The sequence below is a fragment of the Vreelandella xerophytica genome (assembly GCF_968048975.1).
The window spans coordinates 500,505-516,105 of record NZ_OZ309106.1 but is presented as its reverse complement, the minus strand read 5'-3'; the positions used below and the strand labels follow the sequence as shown (position 1 = coordinate 516,105).

At 53.5% G+C, this 15,601-nt stretch carries 13 protein-coding genes; 5 read left to right on the top strand and 8 right to left on the bottom strand.

All coding sequences use genetic code 11. From position 1 onward, the window contains the following. The first annotated feature begins 89 nt into the window (after positions 1-89). Both ACWF8S_RS02445 and speA read left to right on the top strand, forming a co-directional pair. Positions 90-1,052 (top strand): homoserine kinase, encoded by a 963-nt coding sequence (locus ACWF8S_RS02445; RefSeq protein WP_447555234.1) that lies wholly within the window; start codon positions 90-92, stop codon positions 1,050-1,052. Beyond that, positions 1,049-2,968 carry a biosynthetic arginine decarboxylase gene (speA, locus tag ACWF8S_RS02440; protein ID WP_447555233.1) on the top strand — a complete coding sequence of 640 codons (1,920 nt, stop codon included), beginning with the start codon at positions 1,049-1,051 and terminating at the stop codon, positions 2,966-2,968. Before ACWF8S_RS02445 ends, speA begins: the two co-directional genes overlap by 4 nt. A 79-nt stretch (positions 2,969-3,047) precedes the next feature. Here the strand turns inward: speA and ACWF8S_RS02435 are convergent, their stop codons facing one another. From ACWF8S_RS02435 to ACWF8S_RS02425, 3 genes are all read right to left on the bottom strand, one after another. After that, complete coding sequence (locus tag ACWF8S_RS02435; protein ID WP_447555232.1) at positions 3,048-3,713, bottom strand: fumarylacetoacetate hydrolase family protein; 666 nt, start codon at positions 3,711-3,713, stop codon at positions 3,048-3,050. 166 nt (positions 3,714-3,879) lie between these two features. Beyond that, positions 3,880-4,695 (bottom strand): Crp/Fnr family transcriptional regulator, encoded by an 816-nt coding sequence (locus tag ACWF8S_RS02430; RefSeq protein WP_447555231.1) that lies wholly within the window; start codon positions 4,693-4,695, stop codon positions 3,880-3,882. A 578-nt stretch (positions 4,696-5,273) separates the two neighbouring features. Further along, on the bottom strand, positions 5,274-5,777 hold the full coding sequence (locus tag ACWF8S_RS02425; RefSeq protein WP_447555230.1) for a ferritin-like domain-containing protein: 504 nt from the start codon (positions 5,775-5,777) through the stop codon (positions 5,274-5,276). 584 nt (positions 5,778-6,361) lie between these two features. On the opposite strand from ACWF8S_RS02425, the gene ACWF8S_RS02420 reads away from it, so the two are divergent. Beyond that, positions 6,362-6,661: a hypothetical protein gene (locus ACWF8S_RS02420; RefSeq protein ID WP_447555229.1), complete on the top strand. Its 300-nt coding sequence runs from the start codon at positions 6,362-6,364 to the stop codon at positions 6,659-6,661. 151 nt (positions 6,662-6,812) lie between these two features. Here the strand turns inward: ACWF8S_RS02420 and thpD are convergent, their stop codons facing one another. Beyond that, positions 6,813-7,799: an ectoine hydroxylase gene (gene thpD / locus ACWF8S_RS02415; protein ID WP_447555228.1), complete on the bottom strand. Its 987-nt coding sequence runs from the start codon at positions 7,797-7,799 to the stop codon at positions 6,813-6,815. Positions 7,800-8,412: 613 nt separating this feature from the next. Between thpD and ACWF8S_RS02410 the strand changes: the two genes are divergently transcribed. Together ACWF8S_RS02410 and ACWF8S_RS02405 are read left to right on the top strand one after the other, a co-directional pair. After that, on the top strand, positions 8,413-8,853 hold the full coding sequence (locus tag ACWF8S_RS02410) for a nitrate- and nitrite sensing domain-containing protein (RefSeq protein ID WP_447555227.1): 441 nt from the start codon (positions 8,413-8,415) through the stop codon (positions 8,851-8,853). Continuing rightward, positions 8,804-10,117 carry a methyl-accepting chemotaxis protein gene (locus ACWF8S_RS02405; RefSeq protein WP_447555226.1) on the top strand — a complete coding sequence of 438 codons (1,314 nt, stop codon included), beginning with the start codon at positions 8,804-8,806 and terminating at the stop codon, positions 10,115-10,117. The genes ACWF8S_RS02410 and ACWF8S_RS02405 overlap by 50 nt, the downstream gene beginning before the upstream one ends. A 388-nt stretch (positions 10,118-10,505) precedes the next feature. On the opposite strand, the gene ACWF8S_RS02400 is transcribed toward ACWF8S_RS02405, so the two are convergent. The 4 genes from ACWF8S_RS02400 to ACWF8S_RS02385 all read right to left on the bottom strand — a co-directional run bounded on the left by ACWF8S_RS02400 (position 10,506) and on the right by ACWF8S_RS02385 (position 15,515). Beyond that, on the bottom strand, positions 10,506-10,700 hold the full coding sequence (locus ACWF8S_RS02400; RefSeq protein WP_447555225.1) for a hypothetical protein: 195 nt from the start codon (positions 10,698-10,700) through the stop codon (positions 10,506-10,508). A 255-nt stretch (positions 10,701-10,955) separates the two neighbouring features. Next, entirely contained in the window at positions 10,956-11,456 is a 501-nt protein-coding gene (locus ACWF8S_RS02395) for a hypothetical protein (protein ID WP_447555224.1), read from the bottom strand. 124 nt (positions 11,457-11,580) lie between these two features. Next, the gene (locus tag ACWF8S_RS02390) at positions 11,581-13,479 is read right to left on the bottom strand and encodes a flagellin N-terminal helical domain-containing protein (RefSeq protein ID WP_447555223.1); all 1,899 of its coding nucleotides are present in this window, start codon (positions 13,477-13,479) and stop codon (positions 11,581-11,583) included. Positions 13,480-13,622: 143 nt separating this feature from the next. Next, positions 13,623-15,515, bottom strand: coding sequence for an acylphosphatase (locus tag ACWF8S_RS02385; RefSeq protein WP_447555222.1), 1,893 nt, complete (start codon positions 15,513-15,515; stop codon positions 13,623-13,625). Between the last annotated feature and the right edge of the window lie 86 nt (positions 15,516-15,601).

The following is a 15,601-nucleotide window of genomic DNA, read 5'->3' as shown; positions in this document are numbered from 1 at the left end:
GGCGTACACGGCGAGGAAATTGCCATAACGCTGCCAAGTGGCAATGCAAATCGCTACAATGGGCGCTCAAAAATCCGGGCGAGAAAACAATGGCTGTATTCACCCCGCTTAGCGACGCGCAGGTCGCCACCTTTCTGGAAAAATTCGATGTCGGCCGTCTGGTCGCCCTTCAGGGCGTGGCCAGCGGTACGGAAAACTCGACGTTTTTTGTCACCACGGATCAGCGCGAGCTGGTGTTGACCCTGTTCGAGCAAGGGGAGCACGAGGAGCTGCCGTTTTTCATCGATCTGATGGATTACCTGGACGAGCACCGTATACCGGTGCCCGGCCCGGTGCACGACCACCATGGCACTGCCCTGCAAAGCCTGGCGGGCAAGCCGGCGCTATTGTTTCCCCGTATGCCGGGGCGCCACCCATCCAACCCCAATCTGGCCCAGTGCCGGGCGCTGGGTGAGGCGTTGGGGCAGCTTCACGTGGTATCCAGACACTTCCCCGGACAGCGCCCCAACCCCCGGGATCTGCACTGGCTCCAGGCGGTTCATCACAAGGTACTGGCGTATCTGAGCCCGGAAGATCAGACGCTGATGAAAAACGAGGTCGACGATTTCCAGAGCGCCTTCAGCCAGGTCGATGCGCTGCCTACCGGTGCACTTCACGGCGATCTGTTCCGTGATAACACCTTGTATGAGGGCGACGAACTTGGCGGTATCATCGACCTTTACAACGGCTGTACCGGCGAGCTGTTGTTCGATGTGGCCATCGTGATCAACGACTGGGCCACCGAAGAGGACGGCACCCTGAACGTCGAGCGTTACGATGCCATCTTGAGCGCCTACATGGCACGACGCCCGCTGACCGAGGACGAGCGCGCACTGTGGCCGACGATGCTGCGCATGACCGCGCTTCGCTACTGGCTCTCGCGGCTTCTGGTGGTCTACGTGGACCCGCCCGCCTTTGATCTGACCCCCCACGACCCCGAACGCTTTCGTACCATTTTAAAGGCACGCATTGCTTTTGGTGCGCTGCCGCTGCCTGAGGCCTTAGATCCATGAGTGATTCGCCCACCGCCCAAAACGCCGCCCAGCGCGCCCGCCGCACCTGGAACATCGACCAGTGGGGCAGCGGCTATTTCGACGTGAACGAACAGGGCCAGGCCCTGGTACGTCCGTTGGGAAGCGACGCCGAAGGCCCGGCACTTGCGCTCAATACGCTGGTGCGTGAGCTGCAAGGTGCCGGGCTTCGTCTGCCGGTGCTGGTGCGCTTCAGCGATATTCTCCACGACCGGGTCGAACAGCTTTGCAGCGCCTTCGACGCCGCCATGCAGGAAGCCGACTACGCCGGTGGCTACACGGCGGTGTACCCCATCAAGGTGAACCAGCAGCGCCGCGTGGTGGAGGAAATTCTCGCCACCGCCGAGCGCGGCAGCGGCCGCGTGGGCCTGGAAGCGGGCAGCAAGCCCGAGCTTCTGGCCGTCATGGCGCTTTCCGATGCGGGCTCGTCGCTGATCGTCTGTAACGGCTATAAAGACCGCGAGTACGTGCGACTGGCGCTTCTGGGCGAAAAGCTCGGCCACAAGGTATACCTCGTGGTCGAAAAGCTCTCCGAGCTTTCGATGATTCTCGAAGAGGCCCGCAAGCTCGAGGTCACCCCGCGTATCGGCCTGCGCGCCCGACTCTCTTCGGTGGGCAAGGGCAAGTGGCAGAACACCGGCGGCGAGAAATCCAAGTTCGGCCTGACTGCCAGCCAGATTCTTCAGGTGGTGGAAACCCTGCGCGCCCAGGACGCCCTGGCTTGCCTTCAGCTGGTGCACTTCCATCTAGGCTCACAGATTGCCAACATTCGCGATATTCAGCGTGGGCTTCGCGAGTGTGCCCGGTTCTATCAGAACCTGATCGCCCTCGGCGCACCGGTGGACACCGTTGACGTAGGCGGAGGCCTGGGGGTCGACTATGAAGGCACACGCTCGCGCAGCGACTGTTCGGTGAACTACTCGATGCGCGAGTACGCCCGTAACGTGGTGAACGCGTTCGCCCAGCTTTGCCAGGAAGCCAACCTGCCTGCCCCGCACCTGATCAGCGAATCCGGCCGGGCGCTGACCGCCCACCACGCGGTACTGGTGACCAACGTGATCGGCGAGGAACGCATCGACGATACTCCGCCCGAGCGCACCCCTCAGGACGACCCGCAGGTAGAGGCGCTATGGCGCGTGTATGACCAGCTGGAAAGCGCCCAGGAGCCTCGCATGCTGGTGGAGGCATGGCACGATGTCCTCCAGGCGGTGAGCGAGCTGCACGAGCGCTTCGTGCTGGGCCTGAGCGACATCAATGCCCGCGCTCAGGGCGAGCGCCTCTACATGGCGACCTGCGCCCGCCTGAAAGGCCAGCTGGACACCCGTAACCGTGCCCACCGGGAAATCATGGATGAGCTGGCGGAAAAGCTCGCCGACAAGCTGTTCGTCAATTTCTCGCTGTTTCAGTCGGTACCGGATGTCTGGGGGATCGAGCAGATCTTTCCGGTACTCCCGCTGACCGGGCTGAACGAGCCGGTGACCCGGCGCGCCGTCATTCAGGATATCACCTGCGATTCCGACGGGCGCATCGACAGCTACGTGGACGGCCAGGGCGTTGAAAGCACCCTGCCCCTGCCGGAATGGCCGGCGGACGAAGAGCGTTGGCTGGGCTTTTTCCTGGTGGGCGCCTATCAGGAGATTCTGGGCGATTTGCACAACCTCTTTGGTGATACCGACTCCATCGATGCTGCACTCGGCCCAGACGGCGAATGGGTGCTTTCCAACCCCCAGGCCGGGGATACGGTGGCCAACGTGCTGGGCTATGTAAATTTCGACGCCCAGGTCTTGAAGCGCAAGCTGTTTGACCAGCTTGTCAAAAGTGGTTTTTCCGAAGCCGAACGAGAAGACTTTGCAGTCAGTCTCATGGAGGGGCTTGAAGGGTATACCTACCTGGAATGACGTTGTCCAGCACCTTGGCAGACACAAAAATGCCGCCGGCTTTCGAGCCGACGGCATTTTTATCGCGTCATGCCATGTCTTATTCGACGACGCTGGTGTTCACTTCAAGCCCGCCGGTCAGCGTCAGTTTGAGCGCCGCGCCGCGGGGCAACTCGCCCACACCGGCAGGTGTGCCGGTCAAGATGACATCGCCCGGCTCCAGGGTGAAGTGGCGGCTCATTTCCGCCACCAGCGTGGGGATCGCGAAAATCATGTCCGATCCTTCACCGTACTGGCGCTGCTCGCCGTTGATCTCCAGCGTGAACGTCAGCGCGTTCCAGTTGGGTACGCGGCTTAACGGCAGAAAGGAAGAGATCGGGCAGGCCCCGTCGAAGGCTTTCGCAGTTTCCCACGGATGACCGCTCTCCTTGAGTTTGGTCTGCACATCGCGAAGAGTCAGATCCATCGCCAGACCAATGCCGACAATGGCACGCTCGGCCTCTTCGTGGGTGGCGTGAGTCAGCGTCTGGCCAATCAGTAGCGACAGTTCGGCTTCATAATGCACATCACCCCGGGAAAAGGGAGGATCCAGGGGCTTGGCGAGATCGACCACGCTGGTGGAGGGCTTGATAAACAGTAAAGGCTCGCTCGGAACCGGGTTTTCCAACTCCTTGGCGTGGTCGGCGTAGTTACGACCCACGCACACTACCTTGCCCAGCGCGTGGGGAAACTCCTGACCATCGGTAAATTGTGGAACAAAACGCATGGCGGGTATTCTCCTTCTCATGATACGTGCCGTGTACACGACGACAGGCGCACTAGTCTACCCCACCTGCACGGCGGGTCCACAACCCTGCCCACGCTTTTTTGCCAGGTGCTGACTGAGATGAACACCCTGAAGGGCGTGGGCCCGCAAAAAACCCATCAAGAGGCTAGTCAGAGGGGTTGAGATAAATGTGACCATAGATAAGCCGCTCATCAAAGCCGGTAGACTCCTTCAAGAGCTCCGGCTCCAGCAGTTTGATGACGCTTCTGCTTTTTCGGATGAGCTTTTTTTGCTCCAGCGCGGTCATGCAGCGGCTGACATGGACGCTGGTAATACCCAGGAGTTCGCCGATCACTTCCTGAGTCACCGGAAGCGCAAAAAAGTCCGAATCGATCATCTTCTTGAACCGATACCGGGCGTACACTTCAAGAAGATAGTGAGCAACGCGTTCTTCCGCCTTGTGATGGGTACAGCTTCTTAGACGTACGATAGAAATATTGTCATTCACCATGATATAAGAAACTATCGCCTTTCTTATATCATGGTATTTATCATAAAGAGTGTGAACATCGTCAGCGGAAATCCTTTCGAGGACGCAGTTCTGTAGTGCAAGGATTGAAACATCGCTATTATCGAAAAAGCTTTCTCGAAGCCCGACAATATCGCCAGGCATATAAACATTGCATATATCCTGCCCATGGTTTTTGACGGACTGACACAGGCTGACCCAACCTTTCTTTACAATAAAGATCTTGGGCTTTCCTTCATGTAGAAAAAACAGCTTCTGGTGTCTTTTCAACTCGACGGTTTTAACGCTAAGCCTGGACAGCAGGTCTAGCGAATCGTCGCTAATCGTACTATAAAGGCTTAATACTTTACCGAGCGTTCTTTTCCTTTCATGTGCCACCGTGCCACTGGGTAATTGAGTATAACCACTAGTATTCATTACACCTTGTCCATCAGCGTTATACTTATTACGCATTTTCGACACTCCATTGTTCCTGTACAAAAGCTATACACAAGCAATAAAAATACAATCCATGTACATATGCGTAATACAGAGGCCAATTAGCCAAAATATAGCAACACACAGCCTCATAACAAGATCGAATATCTTGATACAAAGAATATGTTTAACAAATGTTAAATAATAAGCGTGCTACTAAGCCCATATATTTAAAAGCATTGCTTCATACGCCACAAGCAAATAATTAAACAGAAAAGGTTTTTTTGTCAAAGAATAAAGCACAACCAGTCATAACCTATGTTATTGAAAACAAGGCAATTTATTATATTACGCCGAAATAACTCATGTATTAAAAGACTTAATGTAATTTATTTACTTTTTGTAAAAATAATCTTACAGAACTTTTAAAAAACAATACGACACTTTAAAGCCCACTCCAATCAAGAAATTTTTTAAGGCGATTTAAAAGCTGTCAAACTTAAAGATGAATCTAGTTATAATTAACACCGATTTTAAAAAAACAAACCCCGGCAATGCGCCGGGGTAAGCTTGTAACGAACCGCCAAGATAATTCGAAAGTGCTTGATCGAGGATCAGGTCTTGGCACGCAGGTGGTCACTTTCCGAACGCTGCAAGAACTCACGCGTGGTTTCATCCAGATGCTTGCTTAACCAATCCGCCATCGCGATTTCCTCTTCCAGAATTTCGTGACAGATTTGCGAGATTTCCGCTTCTCCCGCCATATCCGCAGCCGCGATAAGAGCCTTGTAGTTACCGATTTCAAAGTTTTCGAAGGCATAAGAGGCGATACTGCCCTTGATCACTTCATCTTCCACCATCATGCCCCCGATGGCTTGACCGAATGCGGTCATTTCCGCCCCCAGATCCTTGATGGTAGAAGGACTGGTGTCCAGAAGCCCGATACAGTGTTCAAGCTTTTGCGCCTGACTCTGGGTTTCGTCTATGTGCTGTTCAATACGCTTTTGTAGCGCCGGGTAGCTTTCAAGCCGCCGCGCCTGAGCGGTAAGCATTTTCTCGGCTTGCTTTTCCATGGCATGGGCGTCACGAAGCCAATCTACAAGATGCCTGCTTTCCATTGCGATCTCTCCTCAATCAAAGGCCGTGGTACGTGTATTGATACGTATGCTCTTGAATAGCATTACAGCCAAAACTGTTTACTCTTCGAACTGCCCGCACATCCATATACCGGCAGAAGTCATGTGACCCATCCCTGGGCCTTTTCTAGCCGCTGGCATCATAGAAAGGCTCCCTCCTGTTCTACCAGCCACTTTCTCTTCCTTGAAAATCTCAACTCGAATGCAATACTCAGTATCCAATCTTCTCTTCATTGGAAAACTCATATTCCTTATAGTTCATAACAATTAAATTAAAGACAACGGGAAACCATCATACACTTTTGAACTCCCGATAAAACCCGTAAAAAATCAAACATCTCACCTCACTATTAATTACCATGATTTATGAGAATAGATAGCCATTCGGGAATTTCAAGTAACATAAGTTCTATAATGATAACCTTAACTTATAACAACAACTCTTCTTAACTCCTTGTTTAACATGAATATCGTCTATATCTATATATAATTAGCCAGGCAGCAATTGATAAACTACAGGCAAATACTATGTTTAAAAGGCTTTTCACCATCAACGGAGCACTTGAATGAGCAATACACCGAACAGCCAGAATTGCGACGAGGCCAAGAAAGCCGAGAAACTGATGGACAAGGATGTACCCAACAGCGAAGAGGCGCCTCAGAAGGGCTCGCAGACCCAGAAGCCACAGCCTTATCGTCCCGATGAAAACGTGGATGACCAGGAACATCAGTCCTCCACACCGGCTCACAATACGTCCATGAAACAAACGCCCTTCTCCGGCGCTCAGGTGGTCAAGGAGAAGAAGAGCCATAAGGATAATATCGACGAGAAGTCCGACGAGGCAGACCCTAAGGGCAGCGAATAGCCACACCTTGTAGTCCTGGCTTCTCTGGAAAAAAGCGGCACCTGCAAAATGCCGCCCCCATCCACTACTTTGGACGAGGGCGGCATTTTCATGTCATGTCGTTCGAGTTAGAACAAACGAACGCTGACGATCTATCTTACAGCGCGAGCTTTTAGCTCTGGCCTGGCGACCATTGGTTATCCGGGCCGTGAGCCAGGAAACCGGGGCGCTGCTTGGGCGCTGCGAACGGCGCGCCACAGCGGTTATCCGGGCGGTTGAACACGAAGAACACATTGCTGCGCGGGTCCGGCGAGAGGTTCGCGTTGGAGGCATGCAGCGTGTTGCAATCGAACAGCAGTAGCCCGCCTGCTTTGCCCTTGGGTGCTTCGATGCCGTATTTGGCCACCATTTCCGTCAACGCCTCGGCGCTGGGAACACCCACTTCCTGAGTTTTCAGCGAGCTCTTGTGGTTGTCCTCCGGCGTTTCACCCAGGCAAGGCACGAACTCGTTGTGGGAGCCCGGAATCAGCATCAGCGGCCCGTTGAACTCGTGGTTGTCGGTCAGAATCAGCGAGGCGCTGACTGCGTGCATGCCGGGCATGCCGTCTTCGGCGTGCCAGGTTTCAAAATCCGAATGCCAGTTGAAGCCTTTACCAGCAAAACCGGGCTTGTAGTTGATGCGCGACTGATGCACGTAGGGGTCATCGCCGATGATCTGGCGAGCCGCCCCGGCTACACGCTCATCGTCTGCAAGCCGGCCCAGGCGCTCGGAGAGCTGATGTACCGCGAAGAGCGAACGGATCTCGTTGCTTTCGGGTTCGGTGATGCTGAATTCCCGGTTACGGAATTCGTCCTTGGTCATCAGCTCGGTGATGTCATCGCAAAGCTCATCAAGCTCGTCGCCGCTGATCAGGTTCGGAATGAACAGGAACCCTTTACGCTCGAACTCGTCCAGTTGTTCCTGAGACAGCGGGCCACTCAGCTTGCGACCTTTTACCACCGCATCCTGGCGCGGCTGAGTGAGCGAGGCAGGAGCTTTTGCCAGACGCGTGGGATAAGCATCCTGCACTTTCGTGTTTTGTGTGGATGGCACATCGGCCATTTCACTGTACTGTTTATGAGCGGTCACAACATTGAGGGGTGTGTTGCTGACTGTCATCTAATCCACTCCTTGTATGATTAAATTTCAGATCGACATGTCGCCACAGGGCGCATTTCATGTGTAGTAGTTAAGGTAGTCAATATAAACACCCTTGCAACCCACAACCCCCTTCATTGCTAACGCACGTTATGATGACAACCCCAAACTTTTAATTTTTCAGATCTTATTCTTTAGATTTAAACCCCTACATCAATTTTTTGCCTTGCATCAATCACTTGGAATAAAACCTTCTTGAACAAAGCTATTCCATCCTGACACACGATTACTCCTTTCCCATAAAACCCTTCCCACGGCAGGTGTTGTAAAAAGCACTAACACGTTATTAACCCATATCAAGCTGGGCGATAGTTCCAATGCTTTTTCAAGGTCTTGATTCAGCGTTTACGAATTAAACAGCCGAATCAAACAAGCGTTTTTTTTCGAAAAATAGACCGGACTGTTTACCCGCTTTAATGCCAAAACATGACGCAGGTCAACGTCTCTCTCGTTTGACCATTCAGATACTAAAGTTATATGCATCAATGCCGATCATAAAATAAAACTAATAAACATGGCTTTAAATTAATTTTTTAACTTTTATCAAAACTAAACCCTCATAACGAGCACCCGCATGCAACAGCTATTACACCGTATTCCCATGGGGCGTAAATTCGCACTGGCTTTAGCTCTACCTTTGATCGCCATGACCTGGCTGGCAATAATGGGCATTCTGGAACGCAAGACAACGACCTCCAACATGAGTCATCTCCAGGAAATGACGATGCTGAGCCAATATGCTAGCGATCTGGTTCACGAGCTTCAGCGAGAGCGGGGAATGACTGCCGCCTTTCTGGGCAGTAATGGGCAGAATTTCCGTACAGAGCTGCCCGCTCAACGCCGAAAAACCGATGAGCAGCTAGAGATTTTCACGACCTACACCCGTGACCTGACCTTTAACACGCGTGATATGCCTGTACAGGCGCAAGTGGATCAGGCCAGCCATCGTCTGGAGTACAGACGCCATGTCTGCGCCCATGTACGCCAGCCTTCTTTCATTGACCGGGCGCTTTGATGCCTATAGCAGCAGCTTCAACAACCTGTCGGGCGAGGGCATTCGCAAGGAACTGGCAGGGGTCATGACCACTGACCTGGCCGGCAACCTGGCAGACATGCGACGCGTGGCGCTGGAGCAAGGGGTTACCGGCAATTTCAATGTTAATCATACCCAGTGGTTTGAACAGCAGACCCAACTGATTGACCAGCTCGGGGCGATGTCGCAAAAAAGCGTGGGGCTACTGCTCGACATTGCCCAGAACCTGCGCGATGAGGCGGTTCGGGGGCTGGTTATCTACCTGGCACTCTCGCTGGCCACCGCGCTTCTGGCCATCGCCCTTTCCATCCTGATCGTGCGCCCGCTGAAGGTAGCGCTTGAAAACATTCAGACCCGTGGGGGCGACCTGACCCAGCGTCTGGCCGTGCCCGGCCGCGACGAACTTTCCCAACTCTACCTGGCGTTCAACGATTCGACCGCCAAGACCGAAGAAATGGTGACCAGTATCAAGCAGGACGCCCAGTCCGTCGAAGTGGCCAGCAAGGAAATTGCCAAGGGTAATGCCGACCTGGCTCAGCGCACCGAAGAGCAGTCCGCGTCGCTGGTGGAAACAGCAACCAGCATGGAGCAGATTACCGCGACGGTGAAGCAGAGTGCGGATACCGCGCAGCAAGCGAGGCGCTCTACCCAGGTCATGGCCAGCCAGGCCAACGAGGCCAACGCGATCGCCGAACAGGCACGCGCGGCGATGGAGAAGATTCATCAGGCCAACCAGAAAGTCACCGCGATCGTGGAAGCCATCGACAGTATCGCTTTTCAGACCAACATTCTGGCCCTGAATGCCTCCGTGGAAGCGGCCCGGGCCGGCGAGCAAGGCCGTGGGTTTGCGGTGGTGGCGTCAGAGGTGCGTAACCTGGCCAGCCGAAGCGCCGAAGAGGCCAAGCAGATCCGTCAACTGATCCACCACAATGTCGAGAGCATTCAGGAAGGGGAAAACCTGGTGGCCTCCACCAGCGAATCGCTCAAGACCATCGCCGAGCGCGCCCAGCATACCGCGGCGCTGGTGGCCGACATCTCCGCCGCCACGAGCGAGCAATCTTCCGGCATCGAGCAGATCAACCAGGCCTTGAGCCAACTGGAAGAAGTGACCCAGCAAAACGCGGCGCTGGTGGAGCAGGTGGCCACCGCAAGCCGCTCGCTGGATGACCAGGCGGGGGATATGGCGGGGATGGTGGGGCGGTTCAGGGTGGCCGGGGAAGATCAGAGGCTGGCGCTGGGGTATTAAAGCCACCAGTCAGTCATTGCCGCCCAGGCTCGATAGTGTGTTTTAGGATTAGAAGGGGAAACCAATCAGGCAGCTCATGGCTAATACCGTTAAGTTAAGCATGAGTAGCGCTTGTGGGAGGGAGCTTCAGCTCACGATTAGTGGCTTGGCCAAGGCGCCTGAAGGTGCCATTCGCCTAAATGTCGGATCATCGCTGAAGCGGCCTCCCACCGTAGACTTACCAGCCATCACGCTCTGGGCGGCGCTTTTAGCACCCTAAGCCCCATGGGCTGGTCGAGCGCTGATAACTCGTCAAGGGTTTGAAGATGCTTCTGGTCGATACCTTGCTTGTAAGCCAGAATACCCACTAACAAGGAGGCGCGCTGGCGGGCACTTCGACCTGGCGCGCTTAGTGACGCAGCATGGCCATTGTATGCGAGCGCTGCTGCTTAATGGCACTATCGAGAATGGCTAGTAGCTTCTCGTAATCTCCAGGCATGGTTTGATCCAGCCCATGGTCGTCGGCGCGCTCGATAGAGGCCCGAGCATCAAGAATCAACGCTTCGAGCGCCTGCACTACCTGTTCGTGGTCATTGGGATGCATGATATGTCTTGATCCACCGTTTACGAGAATAGCCGAAGAGTTATGCAGGCGGCGCCCGTACTAAAATCAACGCCTCTCATATGTTTGCTACCGATACGTGCAACTACGTCATACCGGCCGCTCAATAAAACATCGAACGTCCTGAGCCTCTTGCCAAGGTGAATGACACCGCCTCTTTTAGGTTCTGATTGATACGTCCGTTCGAGACGCCACCATTCGCGAAAAATTTTGAGCCAGTGCACAACAACCCCTAAACTACTCCATGGCCTCCAAAAGTCTTAGCATGGCCGAAAACCGGCTATCAATTTTACGCCTTATTTCATCGATCATTTCTTGCTCGATAGCTTCAGGTAAAGGCGCGGCCAATACCTTGAGCATCCGTGCGGAACAAACATCGGCTTCCTCTTGCCTGTCCCAGTCGTACTCGCCGCGCTCGGTAGCGTTAACGACGTCCTGAACCGCTGCCGAATAAAAAGCATCATACTCATCGCCATAGCGCTGAATGTGGGACGAATCCGCGTTTTCCAACAGTACAATCATTTGATAAAGCACCGAGGCGTGCATGACATCGATCGTCCGCTCCCGGTTGAGAATATCGAGGCTATAATTTGAAAAAGCGCCGCCAGAAACAACGCCGGCACAGTTGGAGGCAGCGACGATTTCGGGCTTCAGGTTAACGATATCGAGATTTTGTGCCCATGCGCCGGTAGATAGCAAGCAGCACGACAAAACCAACATTTTTCCAATTTTTTGCATAAACCACTCTTTAGTTATTTTAAACAGAATTCTCGATTCAGCCCTGGACGACTCTCTTGTATTAGACGGCTCTTGCTAGCCGATACCTTCAGTGCTCCTTTTCTCTTACCAGAGCCTGCCTGGTTTACTCCAACAGCGACAGCACATTCTGCGGCACCTGATTCGCCTGAGCGAGTACCGTGGTACCGGCCTGCTGCAGGATTTGCGCGCGGGTCATGTTGGCGACTTCCACGGCGTAGTCGGCATCCAGAATGCGTGATCGAGCGGCCGTAAGGTTTTGGTTCATTTCACCCAGGTTGTCGACGACGGCCTCCAGGCGGTTGTCCAACGCGCCCAGTTCACTGCGCTTGCTGTCGATTTGCGCGATGGCGCGATCCAGCGCCGCCAACGGGTCGGGCGGGTTACGAATACGGCGTGCCTGGTCGGTTTCGGTCAGCGTGACCGTGGTTAAATTACTATCGACATCCGTACGAACGGAGCGGCTGAGCGGATAATAGAGAATCACCTCGCCGTTGCCGTTCACCGTTTGGAGCAGCGTCTCGTTATCTTGATTCGTGACAAGATTGGCGGTCTTGTAAGCACCGCTACCGTCTTCAAAAGCATTCAGATTAAAAACATAGCCGTTGTCAGGATCCCTACCCATCACGTCGCGATGCGTTGTGCCGTTCAACTCCCGGTAGTTGACCTGTACGTTGTTGTTACTGGGCTTCAGATGAACCGTAGAGGAACCCGATACGTAAGGCTGATCGGTCACTGGCCCCATCGCCCCCCGCTCACTCACCACAGTAAAGATATCCTCCTCGCCGCCGGTTTCACTGGTTACGCTGGCTGAGTAGTATGCGTAGTCGCCGCTATCCAGCTGCTCTTCCACGTAATAGGTGCTGCCTAACCGAACGAGCTCGATCCGGTCACTGGCGCTTTCATCCTGGCCATCGAGGGTCAAGCTGTATTGCGAGCTCTGCTTACTGACCGAGGGCATGTAACGTACTTCGCTGATATTACGGGGGAGATCGCCTGACGACATGGTGGGCTCATCCAGCGCTTGGGCGACCACGCTTCTCTGGCTGTTGTCCATTGAGAGCCGAGCGGGTGTATAGTGTGGCTCTCCCGCGCGCGTGTCTTCAATCCAGTATTGCCCTCCGGACCCGACCAGGCGCGTACTACCCGATGGCCAAGCCCCGCCCTCTTCATTTAAAAACGTCAGGGAGTTAATGGTCTCGCTCGAGGTACGCTCGGTAGCCGCTTCGCGAACACTAATCGTGACCCTATTATTACGCGTATCGGTATCGTGACGCGCGCTTACCGAAACATTTTGGAGCTGACCGCCCTCGCCACCCAGCTGAATGACATCACTGCCGCCAAAGCGCACCAGGTGAGGCTCGTTTTCCTCAGGTACATAGTTCACGCTAGAGTAAGTCGCATCATCGATAGGAATACGCGACGCACTCCCCGATAGGGTATCGATGTGACTAATCGTGCCGGGCTCGCCCTGAAAGGTGAAGTCCTTGAGGTTTAGGGCGTCGACGCTAAAGCCTGGCTGGCCCAGGTTGATATTGATCGTTTCACCATCGTTCGCGCCTACCTGCAGGGGAATCTTGCCGGCGGTACCGTCCAGAAGTGGAATACCGTTGAACTCGGTGGTGCGGCTCAGTCGGTCGATTTCCTTCAGATTCAGGTTGATCTCTGCCTGGATACGGTCTCCCATCTCGCCGTTATAGATCTCACTGAGCCCCTGAACGGTCAGCTCGCGGATACGCTGCAAATTGTTATTGACCGACTCCAGCACGCCCTGGGCGGTTTGCGACAAAGATACGCCATCGTTTGCATTACGCATGGCCATAGCGCGCCCGTTGATCTGGCTGGTCATACGATTGCCAATGGCTTGGCCCGCCGCATCGTCCTTGGCGCTATTCACCCGCAGCCCAGTGGACAAACGCTCCATCGAGGTCGCCAGCGCCGACTGGGAACGTTTCAGGTTCGTTTGACCGGTCATCGACATCAGGTTGGTATGGATCGCCGACATGCGCATGCCTTGTTGTTCATTCGTATTAAATAGATGTATCGGCGGTGATTCAGGATTCTTTAATAAAAACCGGCCCCGTTGAGGTGAGTTAACCGAGCAGCGAAAATACGCGCCTCAAATTGGTTCGGACCTGTTCCTGGACCTTATCCAGCTGTCTCGAACGGCGTTTCCAGGATTTCTGTTCCCTTGGGTACTGCCCCCTCCCAGTTAACCACGTCTAATCCCGTTACCCTGGAACCTTCTGGACCTTTAGGCACTTCATCACACAAAAGCTGCAGAGCAGCTAACTGGCCATGAATCACCGCTTCAACGCTGCCGTTAGGTAGATTACGAACCCAGCCCGCGATACCGCGCTCTGCTAGCTGCTCGACAAACCACTGGCGATATCCAACGCCCTGAACATTGCCCTTGATATACAAGCGAAGCGTTAGATCCCGCTCAGGTTCCTGACTAGGAACGGTTCCTTGTGGCAACGTAAAGTCCCACGGCTCTTTGCCTGCAACGTTGCACATATGCTCATGAAATTTGGCAGTCACTCGTTTCCATGCCTGCTGAACGGTATCTCCTTCAGGCAACTGATTCACCCAGTTACGCATCGCGGGGTTCATTTCGAAGACGACTACTTTTCCCTGCTCATCCGGCTGAGTGGATAACGCGAAATCAACACCACAGTAATCGAGGCCGAGCTCGCGCATGGCGTCTTCCAGGGCAGTCCACTGCCTTGAACCAATATGCTTTACAGGATCCTCACAATATTCACGCTCCAGGTCCATGAGCCAAGGATGGGCGGACATGACCGGATCAGCGTTTTTCTTGTGGACATTAAAACCATCAGCGGTAAATAGATGACATGGAAACAAGCGATCTCCCACTAGAAAAGCGCGATATTTCGGGTAAAGAGGAATTTGAGAAGCACGCTCATCCAGATAACTGACTTTATGATATTGGATGATGTAAACAGTCTGGATTTGACGCTCAAGCTCAGCATCCAGAGCGCTAAAATCATGGGTTTCCAGATCATCCACCTTATGCATAAACTTGCCGCCCTGATACCCGGCTAGCCGAATAATAAAAGGCGAGGTAATCTGATGCTCCATGACCACTTTTTCAGCGATGGATTTTGCGCTCTGCTGAGTACTTTCTATTTTTACACTTTTGGGCAATAAAATTGTCGAATTTTCTTTAAATCGAGCATAGTTACCTTGCCTCGAAGCTTGAACCACTTTGTCAGGAGTATTGACGACCGGTTTACCCAAACGATTACACAGCTTTTGTGCAGCTTTAAGTGCCTCTTCACAGCGTTCTGCATCGGTGATTGCGTTATAGATCAAATCGATTTCAGGTAGTTTACGAACTAGTTCAGGAGCATCATTTAGCTGATCTATGTAGAGCGTCCACACTTCAACATGCTCTTTATCCAGTAGCTGAGATAAATTATTATGCCCTTCCGATGCGTAAGGCAGGAAAGTTTTACGGTTAACGCGCCATTCGACGGATTCGACCGTTTTAAGCACCAGCACTCTCATTTTTCGACACGCATCTGATACTTTTCTATCGCAGCTAAAAGGCTGGTTACGAATGGCTTGCTTTATCCAATATTTGGCATGCCCGTTGAACCCTGACTCTTGATAAAGCGCGGATAGTAACAACATGGCTACTGAGTATTTCGGATTTAATTCAACATAGCGAAGCATGGCGCTTATAGCGGCCCGGTCGTGACGGCTTTGCGCATGGAGCTTGGCAAGTAACCAAAATACCTTAGGGTAATCGGTTAGCTGATAACTCGCCGCTAGAAGCGAATGAAAAGCCTTGGCAAGCTCCCCTGACTCCAGCTCAAGCTCACCTTGTAACAAGAAGCCTTCTGCGTGCCCAGGATCCAAACGCTGCAGCTGGAGCAGCACTTCTACCGCCAGTTCGTAGCGCTCGAGAGAGATCAGTTGCCGAACATTAGCAGCTAAACGTTCAGCCTCAACCGAGTTAGGCCGCGCTTCTTGCTCCAACAAAGTGCCGTTCACCTGCTTTTGACGCCGCGCCATTAGCTCATCTCCTTTTCATACTGCCATTCATCTAAAATGCAAAAAGCCAGCCTCCAAAGAGGCTGGCTTGCAAGATCTTCAAGTCA